Source organism: Mesorhizobium sp. WSM1497 (assembly GCF_001672455.2).
GTDB classification, from domain to species: domain Bacteria; phylum Pseudomonadota; class Alphaproteobacteria; order Rhizobiales; family Rhizobiaceae; genus Mesorhizobium; species Mesorhizobium ciceri.
In genome coordinates, this window is the sequence record NZ_CP021070.1 from 2,962,143 (window position 1) to 2,977,863 (window position 15,721).

Sequence of the window (15,721 nt, forward strand, 5' to 3'; positions counted from 1 at the left end):
ATCTGCCGAGTTCGCGCGCACCAGCGTCTTAAGAGATCCAGACATTGGTCGGCGGTGTGCGGTCCCACGGATTGCTTCGGTTTGCCCTAGATATCTCGACAAAAGTCCGCTTTTTTCGCCCTTCTTGCACCGCTAGCCGTCGGGCGGCTTTGCGACCCAAAACAGCAGCGTTCGCGCCCTCAAGTCAACAGGGGTTCACTCAACTTCCCTGCTGTACGAGATCCCGGCGAACTCGGAGCCCCTGCTTGAGCAAATCCCGACGTACACGAAGTCCTGGCCCCGCCCACAATCGTAACGCCGGCTTCCTCATCAGCGTCCTGTAACCGGCGACGGGTCTCCAACGTGCCCGTGTCGTCATTGCCTGTAACAATTAGATCAAAAGTTTTCTGGCCTGCGAGAGGCGGCCTGCTGTTTTGCTCGAATCACTTGCGATGGAAGGTGCGGCGTTTCGGTGGCAGCCCCAGCGCGCTTTGAAATGGGATAATCCCTCGCAGATCGCCTTTGCAACGGGGATACCAATCTCGGATCGCGAAAGATCGGCGAACCAGACCTGCGAACCACAAACTTCGCCGATTTCATTCAGCAGGTCGGTGACGTTGCTTTCGCCAGCGCTTTCCAGGCCGTCGGCAGGCTTGCCGATGGCGAAACGAAAGTTGCGCACGTCAGCGAAACGCTTCCAGCGGGTCATCCGACGATCGTCATCGCTCATCGTTTTATTACGGGGCCGTTCTGCCCTTTCGGCATGGGCCTGCATCGCAGCTTCGGATTGTATCAATTCCAAAAACGCGGACCGGGCGGCAGCAACCATATCGAAGCTGCACCCGAAACCCACCGCCATATGCTCGCCACTGTCTTCGCAGCTGATCGCCGCCGTCACGATGGCCGTGCGGAAGGACGAGATATCGAGAAGCCAGAGCCTGCGTCCCGTTTCTTGGCGATGCTGCTGGATGTGAGACGCCAAGCCTTGGTCATCAAGCCGCGCGATATCCAGCCGCTTTCTCAGGGAGCCTCGGTGCCACCATATCCCTGTGGCGTCTCGCTCGACGAGTTCAAGCAAGGCGCGGGTTCTTGCATCGGCCCGCGTTGTGCCAGCGGCGCAACCATTGGTGTCGACGTTCAAGCTGCAATCGCCATATGCGACGTCACCAAAGCGGCCATAGCAGAGAAACGCCGGACAAAGCGCGACCCTATCGTCATGGAAGCTGCGAACGGACGCCCATAGCTGGGGATTGTTCAGATGATCCGTTGAAGGGATACTGTCCCAGCCACGCCACACTCTGTTGAGCCGATCGCGATGTCGGATCTGTTCCAGCGAAAAGCCCAATACCTGAATCGCATCGATCCTCATTCCATCGCCTGGAGAGCCGATGCGTGCTGACGCCGTGACGTCTTCGGCTCTGCAGGCCCAGCTGGAAATCTCCGCGGCCTCTCCGAGGCAAGACAGCACGGCCGTGCCGGCATCAAAGCCTTTGCCACTTGCCGTGAATCGTTTCTCATTCCCTTCGAATGGAGCAATGTTGGACATAGCCAGGAAACCACCCGGAACATCGAACACTTCAACGCCAATGTCGTAGCGTGTCGCGAAGTGCAAAAGAGGCAGCCCATTCTCGGGCGCAGCGACAAGGGTCGCAGCCAGATTCTTCAAAACATCCAAATCATCTTCACTCGACTGGCGGTCCCAGGTCGGGTCGTCTTGGTTCACCGTCATCGGCCGGTCGTGATGCATCAGCAGAGCAAGCGTTATCCAATGCGGCCCGCGCAACAGCATGTTGGCTCTTTCAATATCTTGGCTTCTGCTGTTTACGTAGGGTAAGCGGTGGGCGCCCGTTGGCGACCGAGACGATAGCCGGCGGAGTTGACAATTTCCACAGACGGTCTGGCGATTAGGCTAATCGGCGGTTTCGAGCTTCGCAAGGGCTCGGAGACGTTCTCGTTGGGCAAGCGGAAGGCCTGCGCGATTCTCGCCTATCTGTTACTGAGCGGCAGGTCACGCGAGACGCGCGGGCGACTGGCGGCATTGCTTTGGAGCGAGCAGGACGAGGAGCATGCGCGCGGATCACTGCGCCAGTGTATAAGGGATCTCCGACGCCTGGCAAGCGAGACCAGGCTTAATTACCTCGCGGTCGACAAGCTCGTCCTGGGAATCGATCCGACTGCAATCCGTTCCGACATCGATGAGCTTGAACGTGCGCTCGACGACCGCAATTATGACGGTGCGCTGCTCCTGCTGGCCAAAGCCAGGGATGGACTTTGCGCCGGGTTGGACGATTGCGATCCTGTCTTCGACAACTGGCTGAGAATGCAGTCGACGATGATAACCGACAGGCTGGTGACACGGCTCGCAGCCTGGCTGGCGGCCGAGACAGACCCGAGACAGCGCAAATCCATCGCTGCGTGCATCCTGCAACTTGATCCGTTTTTCGACGATGCCGTGGTGGAGACCATTCGGAGGGTCTGTGAGGAAAGCGGTTATGCCCGCGCCCTAGCGTTCTTCGACCGCTACGCGGCCGAACTCAAAGCGGACATGGATCTGCGACCACCGGCAGAAATCCTCCACCTTCTAGAGGCGCTCAAGCCGGGCAACGACGGTGAAAAGCGGGCGGCTGACCCCGACCTTGCGCAAAGCGATCACGACAGCCGCATCCCAGGGAAGCCGACAATCGCCATCATCATTGCCAGGCGCGAAGCAGAGAACGAACACCTGCAATTTGCCTTGGCGACAGAGCTTCTGGCTTCGATTTCCCGATTTAGGCATTGGACAGCCGTGTCAACGGAGTTGCAAGCCGGTGAATTCTCACTGGATCAGATGCATCAGGCGGCAGGCGAACACGTGGATATCGGCGTCCTCATCCGTCTGATCGACACGGATGGACCAGCAGTGTTCCAAATTACCTGCTATGACTTCCTGCAAGAAGGAGAAGCCTTCGTTCTCACCGTTCCGTCGGATCCGTCTTCCTGGCGCTCGGCCTTCAATGAAGTTTGCGCACGCTTTTCCGCGCGCCTGCAGATTGCCTTGTCCAGTGCCAGGCTGCATCGCATATCGCAAGCTTCCCCGAACCATTTCTCGGCCTATGATTGCTGGCTGGACGGACAGCGGCTTTCGATCATGTGGCGAAAGGACACCGAAGAAGCTGCCATCGCCCGCTACGAGGAAGCCATCCGGCTTGATCCCGATCTGTCCTGCGCCTATTCCAGCCTCGCTGCGGTGCTCAACTCGCGTTGGATCGTCGTTCCGGGTGCATCGTCGATCGAGCAGGATCTAAAGCGCGCATTCGAACTGGCCAAGCGTTCGGTCCTGCTCGACCCATTCGACCACCGCAACCAGGTAAATCTGGCCTGGAGCCACCTTCTGGCGCGACGCTGGGAGCTGGCCGATTTTCACTTCAGCCTTGCACATGAGCAAAATGCCGGGAACCCCGCGACGTTGATTGCCTACGCGCTGGCCAGCTCCTTCATGGGTGATCATCAACGGGCATCGGAGCTTTCGAAGCGCAGTTTCGACCTCAATCCCATGCCCGACGCTCACTATCATGGCTACCAGGCGACCATTGCCTTTCTCGCCAATGATCTGGAGGGGTGCGTGGCCGCTGCGGTCAAGAGCGATCAACTGTTCGCCGACATCCACGGCTGGTCGGCGGCGGCACTTGCGTTGCTGAAACGCAACCGCGAGGCCGGGGATGAGTTCAGACGTTTTCTACGCAACCTAACGGCGGCGTGGCAAGGGCCGGGTAGGCTTGACCGCGCTGTCGCCGTGGAGTGGTTCAAGACCGCTTTTCCGATCCGGTTACCAGTCGATCAGGAGAAGCTGGCCCGTGGCATCGAATTGGCAGCCCAGTCGGGCTGACACGGCCGAACCGTTGCTCGCAATTGCGCCGGGTTTCACTTGCAGCGTGACATCACGTAGTCGCCGAGGCGCTTATGATATGCGCTCAAACGGTTTTTCTTTATTTGATCGGGCGGGCCGGCGTTCGGGTCGAGATTGTAGTGATCGGGAAATGTATAGTCCTCACCGGGTCCATCCGCCGGTGCAATGGTGGCGATCGTTTGCTCGACGTCGCCGGTGAAAGGAAAGGCGATGTTCACGATCAGGTCTTGGTCGAAATGCGCGACGATGGTGATCTCCTCCCAAGTCTTGTCCCTCGGGGTCATGAACCCACGCAGCAGCTCTTTCATCTGCGTCTGATCTTTGTTCCTGAAGACCGCCTGTTTGCCCGGGTCTTTGATCAGATCCTGGATGAATTCGCCAAGCGCCTCAAACTGCACGTCCTTGAATTTTACCATGTTCATCTCCCCCTGTAGCCAAATTGAATGCTGTAGCGCTGCCGCTATCAACGCTGTTGAAAGTCCTGGCTGTTGATCAGGCCGCTAAGCACTTCATCCGATACCTTCGCAGTATCATTGAGATCGAGCAGTCCTGCCAGCGTTTTTGGCTCTACGTCCGGAATGAGCCTGCGAGAGGTGATATCCGTATCGGCAGCCTTGAACAGTGCGGATGCGATCGTGGCGGCCACCACATAGGAGCCAACTGGGCCAAGATGGCTGCCGTCATTACCAAGAACGGACGCCTCCTGGATGATATAGTAGGAGAGAGGTGTTTGCCTCAGGAACTCCGGGTACCGTTGCAAAGCGGCCCGAAGTCGGCCGGCGTTGTAGACGTAACGTTTGGCGCAGGCGGCCGTGGGAAGCATGTCATTGCCCGTCAGGACCGGCACATCGATACTGTTGTCGCCCAGGGCGGTCTTCACCGCACCGGCCACGTCCTGCCCGGATGGCAAACCAAGGTCGTAACAGCGCCAGCAATCCATGAAGGCAACCGGCCGGACTGTCCCGTTCAATTCCGCACTCAGGCCGGCAATCGTCAGTTCTTTCGACAGGAATGGTCCTATGCGCCGGGCACTTTGAGCTTTCGACGGGGTGTCGGCTGAGGCAAACCGGTTCCAGTCGACAATCCAGTTCTCGGGTATTGGAATCTCCCCACCCGGGCGCAGGCTGGAAAAGGACAGCATTTTGCGCAGATTGGCTGGTTCTTCGACCGACCTGTCGTTCACGACATAGAACTGCCGGACCATGGCGTGGGCAAAGCGCGACGCACCGAAGGTGAATTCCAAAGGCAGCGCATTGAAAGTTTCAAGTGCCGAGACTCCGGCGCCAAGAAAATCGTCACTGGCGAAAAAATGGCCCCATATTTCCGGAGCCAGAACTTTTCTCAGATAGTCGTTGATGATCACAGTGCGGTAAACCGAGGTCAGATAGATCCTGGCACGCTTGTAAGCTTCTGCTGGGTCGGTGCCGATGCCAAGCAGTAGATCCACGATCCTGTTGTGGATGCCCATGAGTGTGCAGAGCAGTTGCGACAGGACAAGATTGTCGTCGTTTCGCGGATCCGCCACCAAGGGCCGATAAGGCGATCGCCGACCCTCGACACTGATAAACTTGCCCGAGAAGTCGATGCGCGGCAAATCACGGCCTTGCATGGTCTTACCGTCGACCGGAAGCATACTGCCTTTCATGCAAGGCAAGCCGATCGGAAAGCGGCAAGCCGACAGGTCCGCCCCATCCGCAACATCGTAGAGATGGGCGTCGACGATTGGCCCCCGCCCATAGAGCCCCGAAAGGTCAAGGCCTTGCGAGGACGCGTTCTTCAAATGATGGGTTTTGCCTGTCGGCTTGGGCAATCCGAATATTTGGCTGAAGACGATGTCATGGAACACGAATTGACCGAAATAGGTAAAGCCGGCTGGTGTAGGGCTGAGATCACTGCCTTCAAGTCCATCGGTCGGGCCGACCATTTCCGCCGTGATGTCCAGCAAGCCCGCCTTGGTGCGGTCGATGGCGCTCTCGTCTTCGGTTGCGTCAAACAAGGCGATCGGCACGTCCGCCAGGGACGGGAAGAGCCTGATGCCTCGCAAGGTCGGCTTGTCGTTGAGGCCGTCGTCTGAATTCTGGTTTGACCGGTTCGGTATGTTGGCGGCTTCGAAGGAGGACGTTTCGCCGTGGAGCATCGAAGTAGACCTCGTTTTCCAGAAGGATGAATGCGGCCAGGCGAGTAGCTTGGCATGAATCCGGGAGTAGAAACAGACTTGCCCGTCGGTGGTCTGAATGGCGCGGCCCCAGAGCAGAGCGACATTGCCGAGGCGATCATGACACTGACGGATCGAGCTTCGGGCCCGCCGAGACGGCGGTGAACAGCACACAGGACAGGATGACGCCCGCACCCAGAAGCCCGTCGGGCGAAAGCCGTTCACCAAGCAGAGCGGCAGCGGAAATGGCGGCGAACACACCCTCTCCGCTGCAAATCACCGCCGCATGGGACGAAGTGGTGTAGCGCTGTGCAGAAGTCTGCAGGCAAAAGCCGACAGCGGTCGAGAACACACCAAGCATGATGAGTTCTGGCCATGCTGCCATAATTGCCTGAAATGTCATTGTGCCCTGCAGGGCGAAAGGTAGCGTGGCAACGGCCGTGCCGATGAACTGTGCGGCCGCCGTCGCGAAGGGATGGCCATGTGCCTGCACATGCCGCCCGAGTTCGACCGTCCATACTGCAAAACAGATTGCAGTCAGGACGGCGAAAGCGTCGCCGGCGGTTGCCGAACCATTGAAGCCGCCCGCCAGGAGAGCCGATCCGACGACCGTCAGAATTGCGACGAATAGGATCAGTGCACTTGGACGCTCCCTCATGATCAGCCACGCGGCGATCGGCGTGATAACAGTGGAAGCGCTGATAAGGAGGCTCGAGTTCGTCACCGTCGTGCTGACATAGGACAATTGCTGGACCACACAGCCGAGGGCAAAAAGCAGAACCACTCTCGCCACACTTGGAAACCAGCCGGTGTTGGTTTCGGGGTCGCGCTCCCGCACCGCGAATGGCAACGTCACCAGTCCGGCGATCACGCTGGTCAGGAAAACAACCGCCATGGGATCGAGGTGGGCCAGTATGGTCTTGTGGGACACATTGCCCACTCCCCAAATGAGCGCAGCAAGCATTAGCAAGGAATTTGCCTTGAATCTGGACATGATTGATCGCATCACCACAGCGGGCAATGGCTCCAACGGTTTGTGATCGGGTTTGAAAGCGATGATCGGGGCCGACGGACCCCGTCATTGTCGAGGTGGCTGGTGTTGCGCGGAAGAACGCGTCTTTTGGTTCGCGATCTATCCGGGGCCAGCACTCGATATATGTGATCTGCGCAAGACGGGGATGGTGGGCAGCAGGACGGGCTTTGGCGGTTCGTTCTGCTCGAAACTGACGCTGCGCTGAAGAAGCGGAAGGATGGCCTCCGGGGTTGCCGAAACCATTTGCGTGCATCGGGTTGACGAGTTCATGAAGCCAGCCTCGGACATGCTCTCGAAGACGCCGAGAAGTGGTGACCAGAAGCCTTTGAAATTCGCCAGGACCAGCGGCTTGCAGTGCCTTTCCAGCTTGCGAAGCGTCATGACCTCGGTCAGTTCCTCAACGGTTCCGATGCCGCCAGGCAAGGCTACAAATGCATCCGCGTAGTCAAACATGAGCTGTTTGCGGATACTCATGTCGGGAACTGAAATCGTCTGGCATCCCGATAATAGCATTCTCATCCGCTCGATCAGGAACTGCGGGGTGATCGCGATCACGGTTCCACCCCCTTCTGCTGCGGCAATAGCCACTTGGCCCATCAGGCCATCACAGCCACCGCCATAGACCAGGCGAATACCTGCTGCGGCTATCGTCTCGCCAAGGATGGTGGCGCAACGGGCGTGGTCGGGATCGTTGCCAAGCATGGCGCCGCCGAAAACGCAGATCGTGCGGATGCGTCGCTGCAAGGGATAGGAGCGGCCGATCTGTTCTGCGGAATTGTCGGATGATGATCCAAACATGGTGTCTCTCCAAATGAGGTTGGAATAGCGAAGCTTGATCAGCCGGCGGAATGATCGCGGGCTGCGCGAGGTTGGCTCGATCGGAACAGAAGCAGGTCAGCCCAGGACCAGAGCAGGTAACAAACGAGAAGGCTGGCGGGCGTGGACCAATGCTGTGGCTGTTCGACTTCGAATTTGAACAGCGATGCACAGAGTCCTGTCTCGGCTGCGATGAGGGCCGGCAGCCGGCTGAGAAGGACCATGACGCGAAACGGGTCGGGGCCGTATTCCGACAAGTTGAGGATCCGGACACCGGGTCGGTGGCAAGCACTGCCGAATTTTCCAACGGAATGAAGCAGGCCCGATGTCAACGCCAGCAACGGATGGCCAAGTTCAAACAGGGCCAGGCCAAGGCAAACGGCACCAACGCCGGACAGGAAATCACCCAGGCGGTTGAGATTTTCCCTAGGCTTGAGACGCCCGTTCCAGGCGCGATGGTAGATCTCGCCGCTGGCGAAGAAGATCGCCGTCGCCGAGGTCATTGCGATCGCAGCGAAATTGCCCGTCAAATAATGGCTGATGGCGGCCGGCGCGCTTGTCCAGAGGAGTTGGTTCAGATCGCCGGATACGAGAATCTGCGCCGTAATCCCCTGACAAAGACCAATGAGGTTGCCGACATTGTAGGCTCCCCCAGGGCCAGACATCCGTGCCGTTAACGCGCTGCGCCAAGCAAGGAGGCGCGGAGACCGGACCGTGAAGGATGAGGCTGTTTCGCGAGCTGAAATCTCGACTGGGGCTACACGCAGCGGCTTATTGATGTTGAGCGTCATGTCGGGTTCCTCCCTTATGACGCACGCTTTGCAGTGCTCCGCGTGATCTCAACGTGAATTGCGCTGGAATGGGTCCGTCCAGGCTAACAGGCAGATCGCATTGGCGGTCCCTGCAAGGTGACGGTTGATCTACTTCTCTCAATTGCCTCGGCCAGCCTTATCCCGCGGCGAGCTTCTGTGTCGGCGGGGCCTTGCAGCCCTGGCCGACGACATTGTCTAAGCGGGTCGCCTGCCGAGCCTCCATTGACAGCCATCCGGATGCACGGGCCGCGAAGACCGGAAATCATCTCTCGACGGTCATGCGAAGACACCGGGGAACGATGATCGTTATTTCACGCTGAATTACGCTGAGTTGCCCAACATCACAGCCGCAACGCCAGACTGACATCCGCAAAAAGGCTGAGCGGTCGAACCTGAACCTCAACTGAATCCAAGGATGGAATTCGATCATGCTACGCAGCTTGACGAAAACATTCACCGCCATCTCGACAATCGCGGTTCTCATGGCACCTCTGATGACTCCCAATGCGGCCTACGCGAACAGCACCACCGTTCCGCGCAAATGCATAAACGGCGTGGCAAGGTGCGCATCTCGCTATCCAGCAAGCTTTCGAGACCACCCATTTCAATTCAGCGGGACAGTGCAACGCACCTTACTCCCGAGGTTGGCGCAATGCTCGCCGGGTCGGCATCCATCTCAAGCTCCTTCGAACGCCCGGCTTGTCTGAGGGTCTTCACAAAATGTTACGTAAGGGAACGTTCGCGCCTGACTCTTCTTAGGCAATCGAGGCGGTTGTCGCCTCGTGCATTGTGAAGGAGAAGAAGAATGCCCAATCAAGGTGGTAGCCACGAACAGCATGTGAAGGCAGGCCAGCAGAGCCACAAGAATGCCGACAATAAAAACCGTCAGCAACAGCAGGCCGCTGGTGGTGGTCAACGGCAGCAGGGCGATGGATCCGGCATGCGTGGTGGAACCCACGAACAGCACGTGAAAGCTGGCGAACAAAGTCACAAAAACCGCTGATCGCGGGTGATTTCAGCAGACCCACCCCGAAGTATCGGGGTGGGTCTGATTGCATCTGAAAGAGGTGCTATCGACGACGCCGCGGTTGGGGTCGCGAAGTCGCCCCGGCGGCTTCGCCGGGGCGACATCAGTCAGGACGCTCAGTCAGGCAGCTTGCTCCAGGGCGCGCTCATTGACACCGCCTTCGCCCAGCCCGGAAAGCGCTTCGTCGGTCGCGACCTCCTCTTTCAATGTCTCGTTGAGGAGCTTGACCACGTCGCTCTTGCCAAGCTGTTCAGCCCACGCGACCAACGTGCCGTAGCGCGCGATTTCATAATGTTCGACGGCCTGTGCCGCGCCGACCAGCCCAGCATCCAGGGCTGGGTCGCCCTTGTATTCGTCGAGAATTTCCGACCCTTCCTCAAGAATGCCGTCGATCGCCGGACAGGTCTTGCCGCGAGCCGGTTTGTCCATAAGTTCGAACACTTGCTCGAGCCGATCAACCTGGCCTTCGGTTTCCATGCGATGTTTCTCGAAGGCCGCAGCCACCTCCTCGGATTCGGCGCCCTTTGCCATCTTCGGCAAGGCCTTGAGTATCTTCTTTTCAGCGTAGTAGATGTCCTTCAGCCCATCGAGGAACAAAGCCTCCAGTCCCTTGGTCGTCGCTCTTTTTGCAGTCGCCATGATTTGTCTCCCTTGGATCGTCGTGAAAGCTCACCGGCGGTGTAGCCATGGACTAACTTTCCATGGAAGCAGTTGTTCCCTGGGGGCGACGTGGAAGGGCAGCGCGTCGAACACCGCTTTTATCGAGGGCCGATCGACATCAAAAGGCGATGGACGATGACGGTGTGAGAACCGCCGGCAGGGGGGACGGAAAGCACCGGGGTTCGTCGCGCCGTATGGAGTAGATGGTGAAAAGAGATTCTTCCGATGGGTTCATATACGAAATCATATTTACATATAAAACAAATCATGATGATCTTGCTGTCGTGCAACGGCGGCTAAGGTGGTCGGTTCCGGCGTCCGTCGCCGAGCCTGAATGCCAGCAGATGATCGTGCACAATGAAATCAAAGATGATGTCGCGGTCGAGTGAGCCGTGCATTGGTCGGATGTAGGGAGTGCGGCATGCCCTTTGATGTCATCGTTGTCGGAGCCGGCGCAGCCGGGGCTGTCCTTGCCGCCCGGCTCACCGAAGATGCGGCCACGAACGTGCTTTTGCTGGAAGCGGGGCCGGACTACCGGAGCGGCGAGCAACCTGCCGAGATGGCGAGTCCAAATCCCTTCAACCTGCTGCTTCCCGATCATTTTCAGCAACAATATATGTACCCCGACCTGATGGCTCGCCGCACCAAGCGGCAGGAGCATCGGGTCTACTGGCGCGGCAAGGGGCTTGGCGGTTCGACGGCCGTCAATGGGCAGATTGCCATTCGCGGCGTGCTCCATGCCTTCGACCGCTGGGAGGAAATCGGATGCAAGGGCTGGTCGGGAGCCGACGTGCTGCCCTTCTTCTGCCGCCTGGAGGATGACCCGATCGCGGCCAATTTTCACGGCAGCGATGGTCCGATTCCGATCTACCGCGCGCCTGTCGAAAGCTGGGGAAGCGTCGACAAGGCCATGCGCCAAAGCGCGATGGCTCTCGGCCATCCCTGGCATGACGATCTCAATGCTCCGGATGCCGAAGGGGCTTGCACCTATCCCATCAACAGTCGAGCCGGCAAGCGCGTGTCGGTCAATGACGGCTATCTGGAAGCTGCCCGCGACCGGCCGAACCTCACCATCATCGGGCAGGCGACGGTGGACAAGGTGCTTTTCGATGGCAAGAAAGCGATCGGCGTTTTGGCCATCGTGGCCGGTCAGGTTCGCAAATTCGAGGCGCCACTGGTCATCGTCTCGGCCGGCGCCATCCACTCTCCAGTCATCCTGCAGCGCTCGGGCATCGGTCCGGCGGCTCTCCTGAATCGAAAGGACATCGAGGTGCTTGCCGACCTGCCGGTCGGCGAAGGTTTCTTCGACCACCCTTATTGCCGCATCGAACTGAAGCTGAAGCCGGAATTCAAGGCGACCGATGTCGACGCGCGGCATACCAACTGCTGTGTGCGGATGAGTTCCGGCGTGCCGGGTGCCGAGCGCGACGACATCCTCTACGTCGCCATGAACCATGGCGGTATCGGCGTGGAGTCCGACAGCGCCCAGTTCGGCGAGGCCATGGTCAATCTGATCCTGATGGAGGCCAAGAGCCGGGGCACCGTGCAGTTGCGCTCCGCCAATCCCTTCGACCAGCCGATCGTGGAAGAGAACATGCTGGACGATCCAATGGATCTTCAGCGCATGCGTATCGCCTATCGCCACCTTGGCGAGATTGCCCGGCAGGTGCCGATCCAGGCGATCGCCGAGCGCGTCCTGCTGGGGGATTCCGATCTGCCTTTGTCATGGCTCGAAACGGCAAGCGACGAGGAGGTCGACAATTTCCTGCTGGCGCAGTCTTCCGATGCGCAGCATGGGATCGGCGGCTGTTGCATGGGGAGGCCCGGCGAGGCCGTGGTCGATCCGGAATGCCGGGTCTACGGTTTTGAAGGGCTGCGGGTTATCGATGCGTCGATCATGCCGCTCGATTGCCAGGCAAACACCAACCTGACCTCGATCATGATTGGCGAGAAAATGGCCGACAGCCTGCGCCGGTCCATCTGACAGCTTGCTGCCGAACGGCATACGGTCGCACGGGAGGCCCGCGCTAAAGGCGCGGGCCTTGAATGTCAGCGAGTGACGTCCACGGTAATCGTCTTCAGGTCGCACATTTCCATCAGCGTGTGCCGACCCCCGGTGCGGCCGAGGCCGCTCTGCGTCCCGGCGGCGCCGCCGGCAGGAATATGCGGCTCCCAATAGCAGCTCATCTCATTGATGTTGACGATGCCGACCCTCAGGCTTTCAGCAAAGGCAAAGGCGTTCTTGATGGTGCTGGTGAAGACCGCGGCCGACAGGCCGTAGGGGCTGGACGCCGCAAGTTCCATCGCCTCCTCGTCGGTCTCGAAGGTCAGGACGGGTGCAACCGGCCCGAAGGATTCCTCGACGTTGAGCAGGCTTTCCCGGGTCAGTCCTGTGACGATCGACGGCTCGAAATAGAGATTGGTAGCAAAACCCGACGCCACATTGCCGCCGGTGACGATCTCGGCGCCACGAGCGCGGGCGTCCGCAATGTGGCTGAGCACCTTGTCGACGGCGACCGCATTGTTGATCGGCCCCATCGTCGTCGCGGGATCGAAAGGGTCGCCCATTTTCACCTTCGCGGCCGCTTTCACCAGACCTTCGATAAACTGGTCATGGATGGATTTATGCACCAGCACACGTTCGGTGGCCGTGCAGATCTGCCCGGCATTGGCAAAGCAGCCGGCCCCCACCTGGGCGGCGGCCATGTCGATATCGGCATCGGCCAGGACGATGGTCGGACCGTTGCCGCCCATTTCGAGCAGAAGCGGCTTGCCCGCGCCACGCCGGGCGATCAACGCGCCGGTGGCGGAACTGCCGGTGAAGCCGATGGCATGGGTGCCCGGATGAACGACGGCCTCGTCGCCCACCTCCGCACCATCTCCCAGAACGAGATTGATGGCGCCGTCCGGCAAGCCCGCCTCGATGAAGCATTCGACAAGTGCCGTGGCAATCAGCGATGTCGTCGGCGCCGGCACCCAGACAACGGTGTTGCCCGTTGCGACGGCCGGTCCGAGATAGTAGAGGCAGGGCAGGGCGAGCGGGAAATTCCACGGCGTGATGATGGCAAAGATGCCCTTCGGCTGCAGGAAGCTGAAGGCGCGCTTGTTGGCATCGGCCAGGGGAAACGCCGCCGTCTCCAGCCACTTCATCTGCTCTGCCGCATTGCGGAAACCGAGAGCTGCCGCCGATGCTTCGGCCTTTGCCTCGCTGTGGAAGGGCTTACCCTGTTCCAGGCAGAGCAGGTGGGCAAGCTCTTCGGCGCGCCTGTCGATCGCGTCGGCGATGCGCATGCACAATTGAGCGCGTGCGAAGGTTCCCATCTTGCGCATGGTCTCGCGTGCGCCTTCGGCGGCTTTCACCGCGCGACCGACATCGGCGCGGGTGGAAAGGGAGAGATAGCCGAGATGCTCGCCCGTCGAAGGACTATCGATTTTCAGGAATTTGCCCGAGCTGCCGGCAATCCACTCGCCGCCGATGCGGTTGATGCCGATGCGGGCGGCTGCTTCCGGCTCCGAGACGATCGCCATGCCACGCAGGTTGGGGCCTTCGAGAGAAGATTTGAAATGGACTGTCATCATGCGTTCCTTTGGCCGAATTCGGATTGGATGTTCAAAATGGCGGCGCGGCTGCGTTCCACGGCTGCGATGAAAAGTCTGCTGCCGGCCTCCGCGCTTGCCTGCGATGGCGTGCCGATGACGCCGTTGTCGCGGATGGCTTCGAAACGGCGCCAGACGGTGACGGCCGGCGCGGCGTAAAGGTGAGGATCCGGCCAGGATGGCGGAGTGCCGCCTGGCGGGATGAGATCGCGGCGAACGCTGTCGCCAAGCACATGCATCATCAACGACGTTTCAAGCGCGCAAGCGTGACCGGTGCCTGTGGCGGCATCGGGCAGGGCCTGCGCCGCCACGTCGGCGATGAGATCGAAATACGAGAAACCCGCGGTGACGATGCCACGCTTGCCAAGGGTGGTGATCGCCACCTGGATGGCGGCGCGGTTTCCGCCATGGCCGTTCAGCATGACCGGCAGGAAGCCGTCTTCGGCAAGGCAGGTGCAGAGATCGACGAGAACGGCGATGAAGATCTGCGGGCTGAGGCTCATGGTGCCGGAGAAGGAGCGATGATGCTCGGACGAGCCATAGGCGAAAGGTTCGGCGACACGGATGGAGGCCTGTCCTTCCGCCGCGGCGAGCGCAACCGCTTCCGAAAGCCAGCAATCGACGCCGAGCGGCAGATGCGGGCCATGTTGCTCGACAGCGCCGAGCGGTAGAATGACGACGGGTTTATGCACGCCGGCTGTCGCGTGTCTTTCCGTATCCGGGGAGGTCATCAGCGCAAAGCTGGATCCAGGCGGGATCGGCAAGGCCGGAGCTGGCTCGTTCATCGTGCTGCCTCGACAAGCCGGGCCTTGGCGTAGGTCATGCCGGAATCGGCCAGGAGAGCGACCATGATGATTGCTCCCTTGTAGAGTTCGAGGCTGGACGGGTCCGTGCCGAACACCCGAAGCGCCGTCGTCAGCAGGCTGACGATCAGCGCGCCGACGACCGCGCCCCACACCGTTCCCCTGCCGCCGAAAATACTGGTGCCGCCAAGTACGGCCGCGGCGATCGCGTCCAGAAGCAGCGAGGTCCCGCCGATGTTGGGCGTCACGACCGGCACCCGGCTGATCATGATCACGGCTGTCAGGAAGACGAAGATACTGGAGGCGCAATAGACGAGGATCGTGTGTTTCGTCACCGGGATGCCGGCAAGTTCCGCGGCTCCGGCATCCGATCCGAGCGCATAGGTACGCAGCCCGAAACGGCTGTGCCGCATCAGGATTGCTGCTACGGCGACGATCAGCAGCGTTGCGAAAATGACATTGGGAATGCCGAAGCTGCGTTCGATGCCGACCGCGCGAAGCGTCGGATCCTTCAGCATCAGGACGCCTTTGGAGGCAACGGCAAGCGTTGCGCCCTGCAGCGCGACCATTGTGGCCAATGTCGTCACGAAGGGCGGTATCTTCAACAGTGCGATAACGGCGCCGTTCGCGAGGCCGATCACCACCATCACGGCAAAGCCGACGAGCAAGGCAAGCGGCAGGCTGGCGCCGCCGTCGATCAGGCTGGCGATGAAGACGGCACAGAAGGCGACGCCGACGCCGGCGGACAGGTCGATGCCTGCCGTCAGCAGAACGATCAGGGCGCCAAGCGCCAGTATGGCGATCGGGGTCGCCTGGGCGACGATGTTGATGAGGCTGGCGGTTGAAACGATGCGGGCGTCGATGAGCGCGAAGATCGCCAGCAGGATGACCAGCAGGATCAACGGCGAGAGGTCGAGAAAGCGCCTGCACCAAATGTTCTGTTGGCGGGTCAT

Annotated in this window: 13 protein-coding genes; 3 read left to right on the forward strand and 10 right to left on the reverse strand. The window is 59.9% G+C overall.

What is annotated here, in order from left to right:
• Nucleotides 1-370: 370 nt before the first annotated feature.
• Entirely contained in the window at nucleotides 371-1,768 is a 1,398-nt protein-coding gene (locus A9K65_RS14270; protein ID WP_064992561.1) for a YcaO-like family protein, read from the reverse strand.
• Between the two features lie 165 nt (nucleotides 1,769-1,933).
• On the opposite strand from A9K65_RS14270, the gene A9K65_RS14275 reads away from it, so the two are divergent.
• Nucleotides 1,934-3,844, forward strand: a complete 1,911-nt coding sequence (locus A9K65_RS14275) for a hypothetical protein (RefSeq protein ID WP_064992560.1) — start codon at nucleotides 1,934-1,936, stop codon at nucleotides 3,842-3,844.
• A gap of 35 nt (nucleotides 3,845-3,879) precedes the next feature.
• On the opposite strand, the gene A9K65_RS14280 is transcribed toward A9K65_RS14275, so the two are convergent.
• The 5 genes from A9K65_RS14280 to A9K65_RS14300 form a co-directional block, all read right to left on the reverse strand.
• On the reverse strand, nucleotides 3,880-4,281 hold the full coding sequence (locus A9K65_RS14280; RefSeq protein WP_084015567.1) for a hypothetical protein: 402 nt from the start codon (nucleotides 4,279-4,281) through the stop codon (nucleotides 3,880-3,882).
• A gap of 47 nt (nucleotides 4,282-4,328) precedes the next feature.
• Nucleotides 4,329-6,002, reverse strand: a complete 1,674-nt coding sequence (locus A9K65_RS14285; protein WP_064992558.1) for a peroxidase family protein — start codon at nucleotides 6,000-6,002, stop codon at nucleotides 4,329-4,331.
• Between the two features lie 136 nt (nucleotides 6,003-6,138).
• Nucleotides 6,139-7,014 carry a DMT family transporter gene (locus tag A9K65_RS14290; RefSeq protein ID WP_164755109.1) on the reverse strand — a complete coding sequence of 292 codons (876 nt, stop codon included), beginning with the start codon at nucleotides 7,012-7,014 and terminating at the stop codon, nucleotides 6,139-6,141.
• 138 nt (nucleotides 7,015-7,152) lie between these two features.
• Nucleotides 7,153-7,851 carry a TIGR00730 family Rossman fold protein gene (locus A9K65_RS14295; RefSeq protein ID WP_064992557.1) on the reverse strand — a complete coding sequence of 233 codons (699 nt, stop codon included), beginning with the start codon at nucleotides 7,849-7,851 and terminating at the stop codon, nucleotides 7,153-7,155.
• Between the two features lie 38 nt (nucleotides 7,852-7,889).
• The gene (locus tag A9K65_RS14300) at nucleotides 7,890-8,660 is read right to left on the reverse strand and encodes a hypothetical protein (protein WP_084015471.1); all 771 of its coding nucleotides are present in this window, start codon (nucleotides 8,658-8,660) and stop codon (nucleotides 7,890-7,892) included.
• A gap of 826 nt (nucleotides 8,661-9,486) precedes the next feature.
• Here A9K65_RS14300 and A9K65_RS14310 point away from each other — a divergent pair.
• Nucleotides 9,487-9,684, forward strand: coding sequence for a hypothetical protein (locus tag A9K65_RS14310; RefSeq protein WP_013530427.1), 198 nt, complete (start codon nucleotides 9,487-9,489; stop codon nucleotides 9,682-9,684).
• 144 nt (nucleotides 9,685-9,828) lie between these two features.
• On the opposite strand, the gene A9K65_RS14315 is transcribed toward A9K65_RS14310, so the two are convergent.
• Nucleotides 9,829-10,347, reverse strand: coding sequence for a ferritin-like domain-containing protein (locus A9K65_RS14315; protein ID WP_013530428.1), 519 nt, complete (start codon nucleotides 10,345-10,347; stop codon nucleotides 9,829-9,831).
• A 442-nt stretch (nucleotides 10,348-10,789) separates the two neighbouring features.
• On the opposite strand from A9K65_RS14315, the gene A9K65_RS14325 reads away from it, so the two are divergent.
• Nucleotides 10,790-12,352 (forward strand): GMC family oxidoreductase N-terminal domain-containing protein, encoded by a 1,563-nt coding sequence (locus A9K65_RS14325; RefSeq protein WP_064992554.1) that lies wholly within the window; start codon nucleotides 10,790-10,792, stop codon nucleotides 12,350-12,352.
• Between the two features lie 65 nt (nucleotides 12,353-12,417).
• On the opposite strand, the gene A9K65_RS14330 is transcribed toward A9K65_RS14325, so the two are convergent.
• Genes A9K65_RS14330 through A9K65_RS14340 form a run of 3 tightly spaced genes read right to left on the reverse strand, consistent with a single transcriptional unit; the run spans nucleotide 12,418 to nucleotide 15,721 of the window.
• Complete coding sequence (locus A9K65_RS14330; RefSeq protein ID WP_063173762.1) at nucleotides 12,418-13,944, reverse strand: aldehyde dehydrogenase family protein; 1,527 nt, start codon at nucleotides 13,942-13,944, stop codon at nucleotides 12,418-12,420.
• On the reverse strand, nucleotides 13,944-14,750 hold the full coding sequence (locus tag A9K65_RS14335) for a creatininase family protein (RefSeq protein WP_064992553.1): 807 nt from the start codon (nucleotides 14,748-14,750) through the stop codon (nucleotides 13,944-13,946). Before A9K65_RS14335 ends, A9K65_RS14330 begins: the two co-directional genes overlap by 1 nt.
• Nucleotides 14,747-15,721 (reverse strand): ABC transporter permease, encoded by a 975-nt coding sequence (locus A9K65_RS14340; RefSeq protein ID WP_024503985.1) that lies wholly within the window; start codon nucleotides 15,719-15,721, stop codon nucleotides 14,747-14,749. Before A9K65_RS14340 ends, A9K65_RS14335 begins: the two co-directional genes overlap by 4 nt.